General features: G+C 63.0%; 15 protein-coding genes. 9 read left to right on the plus strand and 6 right to left on the minus strand.

The genetic code is table 11. The annotated features are described in order from the left end of the window. Positions 1-18 precede the first annotated feature (18 nt). Complete coding sequence (locus ACIQUI_RS13430; RefSeq protein WP_403199162.1) at positions 19-1,500, plus strand: GIY-YIG nuclease family protein; 1,482 nt, start codon at positions 19-21, stop codon at positions 1,498-1,500. Between the two features lie 564 nt (positions 1,501-2,064). Beyond that, positions 2,065-2,493, plus strand: coding sequence for a hypothetical protein (locus tag ACIQUI_RS13435; protein ID WP_403199234.1), 429 nt, complete (start codon positions 2,065-2,067; stop codon positions 2,491-2,493). A gap of 395 nt (positions 2,494-2,888) precedes the next feature. Here ACIQUI_RS13435 and ACIQUI_RS13440 read toward each other — a convergent pair whose 3' ends face one another. After that, positions 2,889-3,785, minus strand: a complete 897-nt coding sequence (locus tag ACIQUI_RS13440; protein WP_403199165.1) for a LysR family transcriptional regulator — start codon at positions 3,783-3,785, stop codon at positions 2,889-2,891. Between the two features lie 94 nt (positions 3,786-3,879). Between ACIQUI_RS13440 and ACIQUI_RS13445 the strand changes: the two genes are divergently transcribed. After that, positions 3,880-5,055 (plus strand): MFS transporter, encoded by a 1,176-nt coding sequence (locus ACIQUI_RS13445; protein ID WP_403199168.1) that lies wholly within the window; start codon positions 3,880-3,882, stop codon positions 5,053-5,055. 45 nt (positions 5,056-5,100) lie between these two features. Here ACIQUI_RS13445 and ACIQUI_RS13450 read toward each other — a convergent pair whose 3' ends face one another. Next, complete coding sequence (locus tag ACIQUI_RS13450; RefSeq protein ID WP_403199170.1) at positions 5,101-5,724, minus strand: glutathione S-transferase family protein; 624 nt, start codon at positions 5,722-5,724, stop codon at positions 5,101-5,103. Positions 5,725-5,987: 263 nt separating this feature from the next. Here ACIQUI_RS13450 and ACIQUI_RS13455 point away from each other — a divergent pair, with 263 nt between their 5' ends. Continuing rightward, positions 5,988-6,710 carry a hypothetical protein gene (locus tag ACIQUI_RS13455; protein WP_403199173.1) on the plus strand — a complete coding sequence of 241 codons (723 nt, stop codon included), beginning with the start codon at positions 5,988-5,990 and terminating at the stop codon, positions 6,708-6,710. A gap of 446 nt (positions 6,711-7,156) precedes the next feature. Here ACIQUI_RS13455 and ACIQUI_RS13460 read toward each other — a convergent pair whose 3' ends face one another. Together ACIQUI_RS13460 and ACIQUI_RS13465 are read right to left on the minus strand one after the other, a co-directional pair. Continuing rightward, positions 7,157-7,705 carry a WYL domain-containing protein gene (locus tag ACIQUI_RS13460; protein ID WP_403199175.1) on the minus strand — a complete coding sequence of 183 codons (549 nt, stop codon included), beginning with the start codon at positions 7,703-7,705 and terminating at the stop codon, positions 7,157-7,159. Positions 7,706-7,833: 128 nt separating this feature from the next. Further along, positions 7,834-8,742 carry a LysR family transcriptional regulator gene (locus ACIQUI_RS13465; RefSeq protein ID WP_403199178.1) on the minus strand — a complete coding sequence of 303 codons (909 nt, stop codon included), beginning with the start codon at positions 8,740-8,742 and terminating at the stop codon, positions 7,834-7,836. Between the two features lie 289 nt (positions 8,743-9,031). Here ACIQUI_RS13465 and ACIQUI_RS13470 point away from each other — a divergent pair, with 289 nt between their 5' ends. Then, complete coding sequence (locus ACIQUI_RS13470) at positions 9,032-10,336, plus strand: MFS transporter (RefSeq protein WP_403199180.1); 1,305 nt, start codon at positions 9,032-9,034, stop codon at positions 10,334-10,336. A 30-nt stretch (positions 10,337-10,366) separates the two neighbouring features. Then, complete coding sequence (locus ACIQUI_RS13475; protein ID WP_403199183.1) at positions 10,367-11,608, plus strand: Zn-dependent hydrolase; 1,242 nt, start codon at positions 10,367-10,369, stop codon at positions 11,606-11,608. 335 nt (positions 11,609-11,943) lie between these two features. Here ACIQUI_RS13475 and ACIQUI_RS13480 read toward each other — a convergent pair whose 3' ends face one another. Then, positions 11,944-13,368, minus strand: a complete 1,425-nt coding sequence (locus tag ACIQUI_RS13480) for a PLP-dependent aminotransferase family protein (protein ID WP_403199185.1) — start codon at positions 13,366-13,368, stop codon at positions 11,944-11,946. A gap of 325 nt (positions 13,369-13,693) precedes the next feature. On the opposite strand from ACIQUI_RS13480, the gene ACIQUI_RS13485 reads away from it, so the two are divergent. Next, positions 13,694-15,106 carry an amino acid permease gene (locus tag ACIQUI_RS13485; RefSeq protein ID WP_012271690.1) on the plus strand — a complete coding sequence of 471 codons (1,413 nt, stop codon included), beginning with the start codon at positions 13,694-13,696 and terminating at the stop codon, positions 15,104-15,106. 3 nt (positions 15,107-15,109) lie between these two features. Here ACIQUI_RS13485 and ACIQUI_RS13490 read toward each other — a convergent pair whose 3' ends face one another. Then, entirely contained in the window at positions 15,110-15,289 is a 180-nt protein-coding gene (locus ACIQUI_RS13490) for a hypothetical protein (RefSeq protein ID WP_403199236.1), read from the minus strand. A gap of 193 nt (positions 15,290-15,482) precedes the next feature. Between ACIQUI_RS13490 and ACIQUI_RS13495 the strand changes: the two genes are divergently transcribed. Both ACIQUI_RS13495 and ACIQUI_RS13500 read left to right on the plus strand, forming a co-directional pair. Then, positions 15,483-16,019 carry an RNA polymerase sigma factor gene (locus tag ACIQUI_RS13495; RefSeq protein WP_403199189.1) on the plus strand — a complete coding sequence of 179 codons (537 nt, stop codon included), beginning with the start codon at positions 15,483-15,485 and terminating at the stop codon, positions 16,017-16,019. Then, positions 16,016-16,858 (plus strand): FecR family protein, encoded by an 843-nt coding sequence (locus tag ACIQUI_RS13500; RefSeq protein ID WP_403199191.1) that lies wholly within the window; start codon positions 16,016-16,018, stop codon positions 16,856-16,858. Before ACIQUI_RS13495 ends, ACIQUI_RS13500 begins: the two co-directional genes overlap by 4 nt. Positions 16,859-16,925 lie beyond the last annotated feature (67 nt).

The raw sequence follows: 16,925 nt of genomic DNA on the forward strand, positions 1-16,925 counted from the left end.
GTATCCGGATAGGGATAGATGAACCAGCCATACGAACACAGGACTTTGTCTCCGCTCGCGAACCTGATTGTGGACAGGGCGATCGAGAACACCAATCGCAAACTGGTTGCCGGCTTTCGCGACAAGAAAAACTCCCAACCCAACGCCAAGTCGCCCGACCCGCTTACTGTCGGCAAAGACACCTTGAACGCCACCTCCGCGCAGAGCGCGATGCAGGTTGCCAACCGCGGGGTTGCCTGGAAGGAAATCCTTTTCAAGAGCCTGTCAGCAGGCATCGGTTCGCTGGCTACCCTTCAGTTCGACGGTGAACTGGCAGTCAGCGCCAACGACGACTCAAGCCTGGGTAACCTGCCCGACAAGCCAGGCGTTTATGTGGTGTACGACGCCGACGGCAAGCTGGCCTACATCGGTGACAGCACCAACATGCGCCAGCGCTGGCAGGACGGGCACATGAACGAGTTCCGCAGCCGTGCCAGGAACGAGAACCGCAAGCCCTACAAGCTGGCCGGCCAGCTGGAGGACGGCTGCACCATCAAGTTCGTGGTCATGGACTCGGCAGAAACCGCTGCCGCCCTGGAGGCGTTCCTGATCAAGAACGAAAAACCGCCGGTCAACAGCCGTGAAGAGCTGAAGGAAGAGCAGGGCATTCGCAGCAACATCGAAGCCAAAAAAATGAAGGACGCGATGGGCAGCACTGGCGACATCGCCCTTGGCGCCGGCAAGGAGGCACTGAAAAATTCCGGTTGGCAGGTGTTCGAGCAACTGACGGCCGCTGCCATCATTGCCATCAAGGATGAGCTGGTCGACCTGTTCATGGGCGGTACCGCACGCCTGAAGGCACGTGTGGAACGCTTCCTGAAAAAGATCTGGGTGGTGGTGGAGCGTGTCATCGCCGCCCCGCTGAAACTGTTGAACGGCATTGTCGAGTTCATCGTCAATGCCCTGTCGAAAGCCGTGCGCCAGGTCTACAACCTCAGCCGCAACCTGTTCGACCTGGCCCATGGTGCCTGGCAGCTGTACAAGGGCGCGCAGAACCTGCCGCGCGAAGAACTGATCCAGAAAATCGTCGAGACCGTGGTGGTCAGCGGCACGCTGATCTTCTGGGATGGCATCGAGCCGGTCATCGAAGCGCAGTTGCTGCCTTTGGTGGGGGTCGCAGCGCCGTATGTTTCCTGCGTCATTGCCGCCATAGGCTTTGGCCTGTGCAGCTTCCATTTGCAGAAGGTGGTGCCGCCCATCGTTGCTTATCTGGTGGACTTCAAGACCGGCTGGCACGAGGCGCTGGAGGCCAAACGTGCGGCTGCATTGCAGTTGATCGCGGTGCAGGAGAACGAGTGGCTGATGGCTGAAGGGCTGATGGAGTATGCCCGATCGGTCGATGCCCTGGCCCGTGAGGCCACCGCGCACCGTGAGCGCATGGCACAGCATCGTGCGGTAAAGGCGATCGACTATTCGGCGCTGCTGCAATCGAACAAGAACCGTATTACCCAGGAGTCGTGACAGGTGTTCAACTTTGCAAATGGCCTTGCAGGCAAGGCTCTGGCTGAAATCAGGCTGACACCTGCCCTCCCTGATGCGTCCTCACTGCCAGCACCGCGTGAGGAAAACAACCAGCTCAAGGACTTCGAGCAAGGGTTGCGCAAACTGCACGAAGCCATCGTCAAGAACAAAGGTACTCGCGACCAGCTGGCGGAACTCCAGCAGCAGGGCACCTGGGATTCGTTCTGGGGCGGCTTCACTGGCAAGAACGACAAGGACCTGGCCGACATGGTACGGCAGGTGGGCGAAAGCCTTGAAGTCACCCAGAGCGTGGTGCAGTTGTTGACCCAGTTGCACACCGCCAACAACAAGGTGCTGCGGGGTTTCAATGATGCCCTGGTGAGCGAGATCGAACGCTTGCAGGCAGATGCCTCGACCCTGGAGGGCAACCAGGAAGGCGCGCTGATGGTGCTGTGCGAGTTCAAGCAGCAGATTGACGAGTTGCTGGCGCTGTCCGATGGCTACGCCTACTGCACGCAAGAGGTGGAACGCCTGGCTTGGGTGCAGGGCAAGCAGGAAACCGAGATGGCCGCATTGCAGGCCGGGATCGACGCGCAAAACCAGAAGCTGGTGACCAGCACCCTGGCCCGCGTGCAGAAGGAAGGGGTGATACGCAAGACCCTTGAGCAGCATCAGCACAAACTGGTTGCCCAGCAGGGGCAGCTAGAGGAACTGAACAAGCATCTGGTTACCAGTAACCTGGCCCGGGAAAGCCTGTCCACGACTGTGACCACGGCGTTGAAGAAGCTTGCGTTGGCAACCAGCACCCAGTCCCAGCGCGTCGATAGCGTCGAGGCCCGGTTGGCCAGCCTGGCTGAGCGTCAGCGTGAATGCGAGCTGCAGTTGCAGCAGCTGTCCGGGGCCGGCTGGGCCGCGTATCTGGGGCGCAATGCCGTGCCCTTGGTGGCACTGGCCGTGGCGGTGTTTGCCCTGGGGTTGAACCTGTTCGGTTAAACGATTGGCAATGGCATCAGGGCTGACAGGTGTTCGCCACAAGATATGCAGCGCCTGTGAGACCGAGCGCCGCCCGCGCGGCGCATCGCGAGCAAGCTCGCTCCTACATTTGTTTCGGGCCAATCAATCCCGTGGGATTTGCGCGCGAACGCTTTGGCGCATGGCTCGATATTGCGTCGTACGACCAAGGCGGTCGCGCGCGCTGGTACAGGCGTAACTGGCCCGAAACGAATGTAGGAGCGAGCTTGCTCGCGATGCGCCGCGCGGGCGGCGCTCGGTCTCACAGGCGCTGCATATCTTGTGGCCAACACCTGTCACCCCTGATGCGATCCCAGCAGGACCGAGGTCACCCGCGAGCACCGGCGAAGCCCCTGCCATCCGTCAATCCGAAGGGCTCAGCGTGCAGACAGCTGTTCCACCAGAAAGTCCACAAACACCCGCACCCGCGCCGGCATCGCCGGGCCGCCGACGAACACCGCATGGATAGGCTCGCGGTCGTCAGGGTTGTAGGCCTCCAGCAATGGCACCAGCCGCCCGCTGGCCAGGTCATCGGCCACCGTGAAGGTGCCGATGCGCGCCACGCCGGCACCTAACCGTGCCAGCTGCGCCAGGGCTTCACCGCTGCTGCATTCGATATTGCCTGCCACCTTCAGCGAGAACACCTCGCCATTGCGGCGGAATGGCCAGTCGGGTGCCGCCCGGCGAAAATTGAAACGCAGGCAGTTGTGCCGGGCCAGGTGCTCAGGCTCAAGTGGGGTACCGCAGCGTTGTAGGTATTCGGGCGAGGCGACCACCACCTGGCCGGTTTCACCAATGGCGCGGGCGCTCAACGAGCTGTCCGGCAGATGGCCGAAGCGCAGCGCCACGTCGGCCTGGCCGCCGAGGATGTCGGCCACTTCGTCACTGAGCGTAAGGTCAACCAGTACCTGCGGGTAGCGCTTGCTGAACGCTGCCAGCAACGGCACCACGGTCAACCGGGCATGCCCCAGCGCTGCGCTGACCCGCAATCGCCCACGTGGCACGCCCTGGTCGGTGATGGCTTCTTCCACTTCAAGCATGTCGGCCAGCACTCGCCGTGCACCGCGCAGGTACGCCTCACCCTCGGGGGTGAGGGTAATCGCCCGGGTGGTACGCAGCAGCAGGCGGGTACCCAGGCGCTGCTCGGTGCGGGCAATGATGCGGCTGACTGCCGAAGGCGTCAGGCCCAGTGCCCGGGCGGCAGCAGACAGGCTGCCTTCTTGCGCCACCCTGGCAAAAATCTCCATCTCTCCAGACCTTCCGCTGAAGTCCATTTGTGCCTCGCAAGCAAAGGTGGTTTTCAAAAATGCAGTCTAGTGCGCTTTGCAAAGCGATCGTAGCATTCGCGGCATAGATAAGGAGTTTGCCATGCGTATCAATCCACCTCTGGTCGCGCTCGCCATCGGTGCCTTCGGCATCGGTGTCACCGAGTTCGCCCCCATGGGCATGTTGCCCAGTATCGCCACCGACCTTGGCGTTTCCATCCCTGCGGCAGGGCTGCTGGTCAGTGCCTATGCCATTGGCGTGCTGATCGGCGCGCCGCTGATGACCCTGGCCACGGTGAAGATCCCGCGCCGTTACCTGCTGATCGGTCTGATGGTGATCTTCACCCTGGGCAACCTGATGTCGGCGCTGGCCAGCGACTACGCCAGCCTGTTGGTTGCCCGTGTGGTCACCTCGCTCAACCACGGTGCATTCTTCGGCATCGGGTCGATCGTGGCGGCCAGTGTGGTGCCACCTGAGAAGCGCGCCGGGGCCGTGGCGGCGATGTTCATGGGCTTGACCCTGGCCACCATCGGCGGGGTGCCATTGGCGACCTGGTTCGGTGAAATGCTCGGCTGGCGCACAGCGTTCTGGGGCATTGCCGGGCTTGGCCTGGTGGCGATGACCACGCTCTGGTACGCACTGCCCAATGTGCCGGCGCCCAAAGGCGACGGGGCCATGGCCGAAATCCGCGTGCTGGCGCGTGGGCCGGTGCTGGCAGCATTGCTGCTCACAGTAGTGGGCTCCAGCGCCATGTTCACGGTGTTCACCTACATCGCACCGATCTTGCAGAGCGAGGCGGCGGCGTCTACCACCTTCGTGACCGCCATGCTGGTGTTGTTCGGCGTAGGCCTTACCTTGGGCAACGTGTGGGGCGGCAAGGCAGCGGACCGCTCGATCGATCGCACCCTGATCTTGTCGTTGGCGGTGCTGATTGCCGTGCTGCTGGTGTTCCCGCTGGTACTGGACTGGCCACTGCCGACGGCGCTGGCGATCCTGGTCTGGGGTGCTGCCAGCTTCGCGCTGGTGCCACCGCTGCAGATGCGGGTGATGGAGGCAGCAAAAGACGCCCCCAACCTGGCCTCGGCGGTGAACATTGGTGCGTTCAACCTCGGCAATGCAATTGGTGCGGCGCTGGGCGGGGCGGTGATCAATGCGGGGCTGGGCTACCCGGCGATCTCTTTGGCCGGCGCAGCAATGGCAGCGGTGGGCTTGCTGATGGTACTGCTGTTTGCCTGGCGTGGGCGGGTGGTTGCAGCCGGGAGTCAGGTTGCGGTGTAACGGGCTTGTACCGAGGGGGCGCTTTGCGCCCTCTCTTCGTTGATATCACGGGGTACCGTTACGGCCATGCAGGTGATAGGCCGGGCGCTCGCTCAAGCGCTCATAGTAGTCGCGCACCGCCGGCAGGTGCGGGTGTTCGAACGGCGTTTCGAACCAGCGGTTGACCGACAGGCCGATCGGGATGTCGGCCAGGGTGAACTGGCTGCCGGCCACATAGGCACCGGTACTGGCCAGCTGGCGGTCGAGGATGTGCATGTAGCGCGACCACTCGGCGCAACCGGCGGCGAGGGCTTGCGGGTCCTGGTGGGCGGGGGAGTGCCTGACCAGCGACATGAACGCATAGCTCCACGAGCGGTTCAGGTCCGAGGCCTGCCAGTCGATCCACTGGTCGATCCTGGCCCGCGCCTGCGCTTCACCTGGGTAGAAGGCGGTGGCGCCATAACGGTTGGCCAGGTAGCGGATGATGCTGTTGGATTCCCACAAGGTGAAGTCGCCATCCTGGATCACCGGGACCATGGCATTGGGGTTCAACGAAAGGAACTCGGCGCTATCAGTGGCCTTGAAGCCGGCACCCCAGTCTTCGCGCTCGAACGCGACCTCGAATTCGGCGCAGGCCCACAGGACTTTTCGCACATTGATGGAAGAAGCTCTGCCCAGTACCCGTAGCATGGTGTTCGTCCTTGTGTGGGGGAAGTTGATCGTCCGCCACTGTCAGGTGCTGGTCAAGGGCTGAACGGTAGCAGGCTGCTCTTTGTCGGTATCTTGTAGTCCATTTCCGAAAGTGACCCTCTCCGCCCCCTTGGCCATTGTGAAGGGGTATGCGTCAGGCGCGGGACGGCCAGGGCGAACCCTGGTCAGGCTTGCCTGGGGGGCCTGAACTTGGCACCCTTGGGCGGTTAGATCGTCTGTATCACCACAGAAGGAAGTTTGCATTGAGCTGGGACAAGGTGGGGAAACTCCTCGTAGCCGTGCTTGTTGGCCTGATGGTGCTTGTGGCCGCCTACGCGTTGCTCAGGGGCAACCCGCGGCTGGAGGCCTCACTGACCTATGCCTACCTCACTTACCCCAGCCAGTTCAGCGAACGCATAAGCAAGGCCAGCGAGCAGCTCAAGTACGAGCAGTTGCAGGGGCGCATCAACAGCATCGGCCAGGGCGTGCTAAGCCACGACCAGGTCGACCGGCTGATCGAGATGGCCCAGGCACCATATGCCCAGCTGTTCGCCAAACCCTTCGAGGCCGGGCTGGTCGATCACCGTACCGGCCTGGTTATCGAGCTGCGCAACAGTGGTGATGCAGAGGTACGTCAGGTCAGGATCCGCCTGCCGGCCAAGGGCCTGGTGCAGGTGCGCGATGCTGCCGGTAACGACACGCTGCTGGAGGCCGCGACTGCGCAGGTGGACATCCCGGCTGTCGAACCGGGTGGTGCGTGCAAGGTGTGGGTGTATTTCGATGCGGACTACTCGCAGATCCGCCAGGGCGGGGTCAGCATCAGCCACGCCGACGGCACGGCGGAAGTGCAGGTGTACCACGAGGTTATTGGTTTCCCGGCCGTGGTGGCCCGCTACAGTAGCGAGCTGATGGTGCTGCTGGGCTTACTGGTGGCCAGCGTGCTGGGCTTGAGCTGGATTTGCCTGGCCCGCCGCAACTCGCGGTAAAAGCTTCATCTGCAGGAGCTCACCCAGCCCTTTGGGCTGCGCTGTCGCGCAGAGGACTGTTGGTGGCAAGCGCGCTGCCTACCCTGTGGGAGATTCTATGGTTTCTGGCAATGGCATCAGGGCTGCGAGGTGTTCGCCACAGCATTTTTGGCGGCTATGAGATCGAGCGCCGCCCGCGCGCGCTTCGCGGGGCAAGCCCGCTCCCACATTTGTTGCAACGTGCCGAACCTGGCAGGCCATGGTCGCCTGCCTTGTTCGGTTGACTGGGTTTAGAGGCTGGCGCTACTGGCCCCCCCGGATGTCTTCAGTCATGCGCCACGGTGAGCTACGCCGCTTCCACAGGCATGGCCACGTTGCAACAAATGTGGGAGCGGGCTTGCCCCGCGAAGCGCCGCGCGGGCGGCGCTCCATCTCACTGACGCTGCATATCTTGTGGCCAACACCTGTCAGCCCTGATCCGATGTGTCATGCAGCGCCAGGCTCTGGCGCAGCTGTTCGAGCATGGCCAGTCGCAACGCATGCGGAGCCTGCACGCGGATCGAGCCGGCCTGCGAAAGCAACCAGCTCATCAGTGCCCGGTTGTCTTCGACGGTGGCAACCAGCGCGGCGCCGCCGTTGGCCTGGGCGGTAAGCTGCATGTCTGCAGACAGCGGCAGTGCCTCCAGGCGCCGGGCCAACGCATCATCCACCCAGGCATGCAGCTCGATGTGTTCCGGAGGGGTGAGCACGTCAGGTTGCAGCTGTTGCGCTTCGCCCAGGGTCAAGCCCGGTTGCCAGTACCAACCATACGGCATGCCTTTGCTGTTGCACTGCAGGGGGAACAGTGACGAGAGTTCGACCAGGTCGCGCTCGACGGTGCGTTTGCTGGTGGTATGGCCCACCGTTGTCAGGGCAGCCTGCAACTGGGTGGAACTCATGCCCGGGTGACGGCCAGGCAGCAGCTTGAGCAACTGCCACTGGCGGGCGATGGTATGACGGGTAGGGTGGCTGGGCAAAGGGCTCGTCCTTGATGGCAGGCACCAGCCTGCCTGAGTAGTGGCGTTTAGCTACTGCTCAGCATACCTTGTGCTGTAATGGGATCCAAGTTCTCGCAGGTCACCACCGTATTCGCGCCTCAAAAGTGTCAAGTGATGACACGCTGCAACGCCTCGACAAACACCTCTTCCGCCCGGTTGAAGCGTTGTTCACGGTTCCACAGCAAGTGAATATCCACATCGGCAATCCCTTCCTGCGGCGGCAGTTTCCACAGCAAGCCTGCTTGCACATCGGGTGCCACCACATGTTCGGGCAGGCAGCCGATGCCAAAACCGGCAATCACCAACCGGCGCACTTCCTCCAGGCTTGGCGATGACGCCACGATCCGCCCGGCAAACCCTTGCTGGTCACGGAAAATGGTCAGCGGCGACAACATGCCGCCAATCTGGTCGCTGGTGAAGCTGACAAAATTCTCCCGTAGCAGGTCGCCTTCATCCTGGCCGAACAGTGCGTGGTGCTTGCCACAGAAGAACGCATAGCGCTGGCGCAGGAACAGCCGTTGCTCCAGCCGTGGCTGTGCACGCCGGGTGAGGCTAAGGCCTGCCGTGGCGGTTTTCTCCTGCAGGGCGGCGACAATGTCGGAGCTGCGCATCACGTCGATCTCCAATTCCACCCGTGGGTGCTGGCGGTGGAAGTGGGCGAGGAAGTCATCAAAGCGTTCGCTGTCGATGCGGCTGATCATCAGCAGCCGCACCTTGCCGACCAACTCGTCCGCTGGTTGCTCCAGCAAGCCACCAATCTGCGACATTTGCCCGTACACCTCGCCGGCCAGCTGGAACAGTTGCTCGCCCATTGCCGTCAGCACGAAGCGCGGCCCACGGCGAGCGATGAGCTGGCGGCCGAGCTGCTCTTCAAGACGCTTGAGGGCCTGGCTGACTGCTGGCTGGGTGAGGTGCAGGCGGGCGGCGGCGCGGCTGATGGACAGTTCCTGGCCGATGACGCGGAAGGTGCGCAGCAGGTTCCAGTCGAGGCGGTCGTTGAGCAGGCGGTCGGGCATGGCGGGGCTCGATGATAAGCGTGGTTAATAGTTCGAATAATAAATAGAAAATTGACTAATCATAGCCCTGAGCCGAAAAATCGCAGGCATTGAGGCCTGCTGGGTCGGTGTTGACTGCTTCGCGGGTAAACCCGCTCCCACAGGAATGCACCCTGTCTTCAAGCGGTGCAGTAACTGTGGGAGCGGGTTTACCCGCGAAGCAGCCAGCACCCATTCAACAGGTCAAGCGCCAGCAGAGCGCCACCGTGCCCTAGCAACTCCTGCCACAACAACAAGCAAAGGAGCCTTCATGAAGCCCACCGCTTCCCCCCAACCGCGCCGTGCTGCCGCCGCCGCGTTCATCGGCACCATGATCGAGTGGTACGACTTCTACATTTACGCCACCGCCGCCGCACTGGTATTCGGCGCATTGTTCTTCCCCTCGGACAACAGCCTGTTCAGCACCATGGCCGCGTTCGGCACCTTCGCTGTCGGCTTCTTCGCCCGGCCATTGGGTGGCATCGTGTTTGGCCACGTGGGCGACCGGATTGGTCGCAAGAAGTCGCTGGTCATCACGCTGTTGATGATGGGCATCGTCACCGTGTGCATCGGCCTGCTGCCAACCTACGCACAAATCGGCGCCACAGCGCCGGTGCTGTTGGTTCTGCTGCGCATCGTCCAGGGTATTGCCGTGGGTGGCGAGTGGGGCGGGGCGGTACTGATGGCCGGTGAGCATGCACCCAAAGGCCGGCGCAATTTCTTCGCCTCGTTTGCCCAACTGGGCAGCCCGGCGGGCCTCATCTTGTCGTTGCTGGCCTTCGGTGCTGTCACACGCTTGCCGGAAGAAGACCTGATGAGCTGGGGCTGGCGCGTACCGTTCCTGGCCAGCGCGCTGTTGCTGTTGGTCGGTCTGGCCATTCGCCTGGGCGTCAACGAGTCCCCCGAGTTCATCGCCAGCCGTGAGCAGGCGCAAAAGGCACGACGCAAGGAGCAGGCGCCGGTCTTCGAGGTGCTGCGTACCGCCTGGCGGCCATTGCTGCTGTGCATCGGTGCCAACACCTTGGGCATTGCCGGGGTCTATTTCACCAATACCTTCATGATCAGCTACACCACCCAGCAGTTGCACCTTGAGCGTTCGCTGATCCTGGAGTGCCTGTTCTTCGTGGCGATCATCCAGTTCTGCGTGCAACCGCTGGCTGCGTGGCTGTCGGAAAAGATTGGCGCTACACGCTTTCTGGCTTTGATGGCGCTGCTGGCCATGGCCTCGCCTTACCCCATGTTCGTGCTGGTCAGCTCGGGGCAGGGCCCGCTGATCGTGCTCGGTATCGCCCTGGCGGCGGCGTGCATGGCCTCGTTCTACGCGGTGATTGCCGGCTACGTCAGCGGCATGTTCGAAACACGCGTGCGCTACACCGCTATTTCCCTGGCCTACCAGATCTGCGGCGCCATCGCCGGCGGCCTGACCCCGCTGATCGGTACCTGGCTGGCCCATACCTTCAGCGGCCAATGGTGGCCGATGGCAGTTTTCTACACCCTGATCGCCACCCTTTCGCTGGTCTGCGTGCTCGCCCTGGCGCGCCAGTACGCCCGTAGCCAGCGCCTTGAACTGGCCTGACCGAATCCCTTTATTCTGGAGTACCCGCATATGTTGAAAAGCAATGGCGAACGCCTGTGGGCGAGCCTGATGGCCATGGCCGAAATCGGCGCCACCGCCCGTGGCGGCAGTTGCCGCCTGGCCCTCAGCGACGAGGACAAGGCCGGCCGCGAACTGTTCAGCCACTGGTGCCGCGAGGCGGGCCTGACCCTGTCGGTGGATGCCATCGGCAACCTGTTCGCCCGCCGCCCCGGCAGCGACCCGCAGGCTGCCCCGGTGATGATGGGCAGCCACCTCGACACCCAGCCTGAAGGTGGCCGTTTCGATGGCGTCTATGGCGTGCTGGCGGGCCTGGAGGTTGTGCGCCGCCTCAACGACCTGAACATCCAGACGCGCAAACCGCTGGAAATCGCGGTATGGACCAACGAGGAGGGCGCACGCTTCACCCCGGCCATGTTCGGCTCGGCGGTGTTCACCGGTAGCCTCGCACTGGCCGATGCACTGGCCATTCGCGATGCCGACGGCATCAGCGTGGCCGACGAACTGCAACGTACCGGTTACGCCGGCCAGCGCCCGTTGGGGGGCAAGGTAGATGCCTATTTCGAAGCGCATATCGAGCAAGGACCGATCCTTGAAGACAACGCCAAGGCCATCGGCGTGGTCAGCGGTGGCCAGGCCATCCGCTGGCTGGACGTGACAGTCGAAGGCATGGCGGCGCACGCCGGCACCACGCCGATGCCACTGCGCAAGGATGCCCTGTATGGCGCGGCGCGGATGATCCAGGCGGTCGAGCAACTGGCGGCCGATTTCGCCCCCGAAGGCCTGACTACCGTAGGCGAACTGGCCATCGCCAAGTCTTCGCGCAACACCATTCCCGGCTTGCTGCAATTCACGGTCGACCTGCGCCACCACCGCGATGAAGCCATCGAGGCGATGGAGCGTGATTTGACTCTGAAGTTGCAGGCTATCGCCAGCCAGCGTGGCTTGCAGGTTCGAATCGAACGGCACTGGGCCAGCCCGGCTACACCGTTCGATGCGGACTGCGTGGCGGCCGTGCAGCAAGCGGTGGATAGCCTTGGTTATGCCCAGCAGTCAATCGTCAGTGGCGCTGGCCATGATGCCATCCTGCTGGCCCGCTATTGCCCGACGGCCATGGTGTTCATCCCTTGTGTTGGCGGCTTGAGTCACAACGAGGCTGAAGATGTGCTGCCTGACGATGCTTGCCAGGGTGTTGATGTGTTGCTGAACGCTGTGCTGGCTCGCGCGGGGTGGCTCAAGCACGGAGATGACTGATGTTTGCGGCTCTGGGGGCGAGGGGAGCATGCCACAACATCTTCAGCGCCTGTGAGATCGAGCGCCGCCCGCGCGGCGCTTCGCGGGGCAAGCCCGCTCCCACATTTGTTGCAACGTGCCGAACCTGACAGGCCATGGTTGCCAGCCTTGTCGGGCCGGCTCGATTCTTCGGCTAACACTGCCGCCGCCCCACCTGCCTTGAGCCATACACCAAGGCGGGCAACGCCTCACCTACAGGCATGGCCACGTTGCAACAAATGTGGGAGCGGGCTTGCCCCGCGAAGCGCCGCGCGGGCGGCGCTCGATCTCACAGGCACTGAAGATGTTGCGGCAAACTACACCCCACCCCGCCGCACATGCTTCACCAGCACCTTCTCCAGCAACTCCCACATCGCAGGATCCGTACTGAACGCCACATTGAAGCGCATCCACCCGGTCGCCTTGGCATCCACCATGAACAACTGCCCAGGCCCGAGCATGATGCCCTTCTCCAGCGCGTCATCCAGCAACGCCGCGCTGTCCGGGATCGCCGGGTGGCGGGTCCAGATGTACATGCCTTCATCCGATTCGGTGAACAGTTCAAAGCCCAATCGGTGCAAATGCCGGCCAACTTCCTGGTGCGCCTCGGCCAACCGCTGACGCAGGCGCTTGAGGTGCTTGCGCCAGCGGCCGTCGATGATCGCGGCGTATACCACACGTTCCATCACCTGCGAGGTGGTCAGGCCCGAGCGCATTTTCAGGTGCAGCAGTTTCTGCATCAGCTCGGGGTTGGCGAGCATGTAGCCCACCCGCACGTTGGGTGAAATGCTCTTGGAGTAGCTGCCCACGTACACCACCTGCTGCAAGTGGTCGAGGCTGGCCAGGCAGGGCTGCGGTTCGGCAACCATGTCGGCGTACAGGTTGTTTTCAACCAGGCGGAAGCCGTGCTGGCTGGCCAGTTGCAGCAAACGGTGCAGTTGCGGCAGCGGCGTGCGCGAGCAGGTTGGGCTGTGCAGGTGCGGCTGGGTGAAGAACGCCGTCGGGCGGTGATGGGTGAGCAATTGCTCGAGTTGGTTCAGGTCGTAGCCGGCCGGTGTGCGCGGCACGCCGACCAAGGTGGCGCCCTGGGTACGCAAAATGCTCATCAGGTTGGGGTAGCCGGGATCATCGACCAGCACCACGTCGCCTGGGCGCACCAGCGTGCGCGCGGCCAGGTCCAGGGCCTGGCTGGCGCCGTGGGTGAGCATCAGCTGCGCCGGGTTGGCGACGATCGACAGCTCTTGCTGCAGGTTCTGCGCGGTCAGTGCACGCAGCTCCAGCAGGCCCATGGGGTCGCCATAGCCCGACAATTCCAGCGGGCTGCCGGCCACCTGGCGCAGCCCTCGGCGCAGGCCGTCTTCGTACATCCAGTCGTTGGGCAGCCAGCCGCACCCGGGTTTGTACGGTAACTGGCGGATCTCGAAGATCTGTTGCAGGTACCACTCGGAGTTGAACGTTGGTCGACTGGCGTCGGCCTCGGTGGTGTGCGGGTCCAGCAGTTCGCCCGCCGCCCGGTTGACGAAAAACCCCGCATTGCCACGGCTGACCAGCAGCCCCTGGGCCACCAGACGGTCGTATGCCTCAACCACGGTGAAGGTGCTCACCGAATAGCTCGCGGCAAAGGCGCGGATAGACGGCACCTTGGTGCCCGGCTTGAGGGTCTGGTTGTCGATCAACTCACGCAGCCCGTCGATGATCTGGTTGACCAGCGGGGTGGAGGAGTCTGGATGTAGTTCGAACATTCGGGGCCTTCAGGGTGCGTATCGCCTGGCGTTTGCAGGGTGTACTGCATGGGCGACCTGTACAGTGCAGTGCGAGATTCATGCCACTGTGCATGGCTCTCTGCGTCGGACATTTTTACATTAGGTGTCGGATATCGCCACATAAAGCATGTTCAGTTCGCTTCAGGCAGTCGCCCTGGGGCGCGTCAGCAGGCCGCCATGGAGGGCCTGCGTGTGTTTGTTCACACCATCCTGCCCGCATTAGCACTGATGTACAGGTGAAACCGCCAGCCATCGGGGTTTCACGGTTTTCCTTGGATAAAAAGAAGCACGGGGTACACAACTGATGGACGCAACATCCACAACCACCACCGCGAAAAGCGGGCACGAGAGCAAGCTCAGTGCCTCGCTGAAGTCGCGCCACCTGACGATGATGTCGATCGCCGGGGTTATTGGCGGCGCCTTGTTCGTCGGTTCCGGCAGCGTGATCCACAGCGCCGGCCCAGCCGCTGTCCTGGCCTACCTGGCGGGCGGCATCCTGGTGGTGCTGATCATGCGCATGCTGGGTGAAATGGCGACCTCCTCGCCAGACACCGGCTCGTTCTCCACCTACGCCGACCGCGCCATTGGCCGCTGGGCCGGTTTCACCATCGGCTGGCTGTACTGGTGGTACTGGGTCATCCTCATGGCCTGGGAAGCCTATGTGGCGGGCAAGATCCTGCATGGCTTCTTCCCCGACGTAAGCGTCAACGTGTTCGTGCTGGCCACGACCCTGTTGCTGATTACCGTCAACTTCTTCAACGTCAAGCACTACGGTGAGTTCGAGTTCTGGTTCGCCTTGATCAAGGTGATCGCGATCGTCTGCTTCCTGATCGTGTGTACCGCTGCCGTGATGAACGTCTGGCAGTTCGGTGAAGTACGCGGCATCAGCCACCTCACCGCCGAAGGCTTCATGCCCAATGGCATCACCACCGTGATTGGTGCCTTGCTTGGGGTGATGTTCGCCTTCCTCGGCGCCGAAATCGTCACCATCGCCGCTTCTGAAGCCAAGGACCCTGCTGCGCAGATCGTCAAGGCCACTAACTCGGTGGTATGGCGTGTGTGCCTGTTCTATGTGGGTTCGATCTTCCTGATCGTCTGCCTGGTACCGTGGAATGACCCGCACCTGGGCGTTTCCGGCTATGGCGCTTACCGCCGTACCCTGGAACTGCTGGGCGTGCCGTATGCCGAGCTGCTGATGAACTTCGTGGTGCTGACCTCGGTAAGCAGCTGCCTGATCTCCGGCCACTACACCGCTTCGCGCATGCTGTTCTCCCTGGCCCAGCGTGGCGACGCGCCGTCGTTCTTCAAGATCACCCGCGCCGGCACCGGTGTACCGGTATACGCGATCATGGGTTCCTGCGCCGTGGCCGTGGTGTGTGCGCTGATCAACTTCAGCGAGACCCTGCGCCCGAAAGACGTGCTGGATACCCTGATGAACACCACCGGCATGATCGCCCTGCTGGTGTACCTGGTGATTGCCTTCTCGCAGCTGCGCATGCGCCGCAAGCTGATTGCCGAAGGCAAGGAAGTGCGCCTGAAGATGTGGCTGTTCCCGTGGCTGACCTACCTGGTGATCGCGTTCATCGTGGCGGCCCTGGTTACCATGGCCTTCATGCCTGACTACCAGATCCTGGTGATCTCCACCGGTATTGCTGCGGCAATTGTGGTGGCGATGGGTGTTGTGCACCAGATCCGTTCTGGCAGCAAGCAGCACTAAGCGTCACTCGCTTTTCGAAACGGCCGGCTCCCTTGGGGACCCGGCCGTTTCGCGTTGTTGGGCCTGGGTTTTTTCTGCGGGCATGTGAAAGCGCTGGTTCATCCATGGCGAGCCGAGCAGGGCGGCGGCGGCAATCAGGGCCAGGATGGCGAGGGCGATGTAGGTCTTCATGGGCATGCGCATAAAGGGACTGACTTCAAGCATAGGTGGTCAGTTCCGGCCTCATCGCCGGCAAGCCAGCTCCCACATTGTCACCACAATGGCTGGGTGCAGTGATGTCCTGTGGGAGCTGGCTTGCCGGCGATGAGGCCAGAGCAGACAAATGCATGTCTTGGCCCCTACAATGCGAAGCATTATCACTTGGCGCCGGCCCTTCATGTCCAACACACCGCCCAACCAGGAACTGCTTGACGCGCTGGCGTTGCACTATGACGAGCTGGTCCGCTACATCCGCCAGCGTTTTCGCGACCGCCACTTTGCCCGCGACCTGGTCCATGACGTGTACCTGCAGCTTCTCGACAAGCCGCCAAGCCGGCGCATCTCGCTGCCGCTGGCATTTCTTCGTAAGGTCACCTTCAATCGGGCCATCGACCGGGTGCGCGCCGAATCGCTGCGTGCGGCTCACCTGGCCGCCGCCAGCCTCGATGAACCTGCGCTGGACAATTGGGACGGTGCCCGCGAGCTGGATTTCGAGCAGCAACTGCATGCCTTGCTGGCGCTTATCGAAGCGCTGCCGGCGCGCCAGCGCCAGGTGTTCCTGCTGCACCGCATTCACGGCATGACCCAGCGCGACATCGCCGCTGAGCTGGACATCTCGACCAACATGGTGACCCAACATTTCAACCGGGCGATGCGCACCATCGCCAGCTGCTGGGAGCCGGCCCGACGCCTGCGTGACGAGGGCCAGGCATGAGCCAGGGCAAGCGTGACGGCAAGCACCAGGCCGACCCCCTGGACGCGTTCAGCGAAGCCCTGCGCGAGCGGGTGGCGTCGCGCGAGGCGTTGCTCGCCGAAGGCAAGGCCATGACCGCACGCCGGCGCAAGGCCGGCAAGGCGGCCAAGGCCAGCCTGTTGTCGTTGCTGCTGGCTGGCAGCCTGTGGTGGCTGGACCCTGCCTGGCAGACCGAGCAGGTCAGGGTGGCAGTGGGTGCACAACGCGAGCTGGTGTTGGCGGACGGCAGCCAGGTGCTGCTGGACTCCGGCAGCCGCCTGCAGATTGAACATCGCCTGCGCAGCCGGCAACTGGAGCTGTTCGAAGGGCAGGCACGCTTTACCGTGGTGCATGCCGAAGCACCGTTCATTGTCCGCAGCCAGGGCGTGCGTGTGCGTGATATCGGTACGGTGTTCGACGTGCGCAGCGATGTGCGTGGCGTTCGGGTAGGGGTGCTGGAGGGTGCAGTAGAGGTCGGCATGGGGCACGGTGCGGCGCAGCCACTGCGGGCCGGGCAGCAACTGCTTGCGGGCGCAGGTGAACTGGGAGCGGTGCAGGCCGTGCAGCCCGGCTCGATGGCTGCCTGGAGCAGCTCGGTGTTGCGTTTTGACGGCACACCGTTGCGCGATGCGATTGTGGATTTGCAGCGGTACAGCGAGTTGCCGCTGCGGCTGGCAGATGGGCGCACGGGGGATTTGCGCTTGTCGGGTGAGTTCGACAGCCGACAGGTACGGGCTCTGCTGGAGCAGTTGTCAGCCGTGTTGCCAGTGAAGGTGGTACGCGCTGCTGATGGTGGCTTGGTCATCGGTCAGACTGATTGATCGCCTGTATCGCCCCTTTCGCGGGCTTGCCCGCTCCCACAGGTACAGCATCGAACCCGATGCCACG

The organism is Pseudomonas sp. NPDC090592 (assembly GCF_044769185.1).
Classification (GTDB): domain Bacteria; phylum Pseudomonadota; class Gammaproteobacteria; order Pseudomonadales; family Pseudomonadaceae; genus Aquipseudomonas.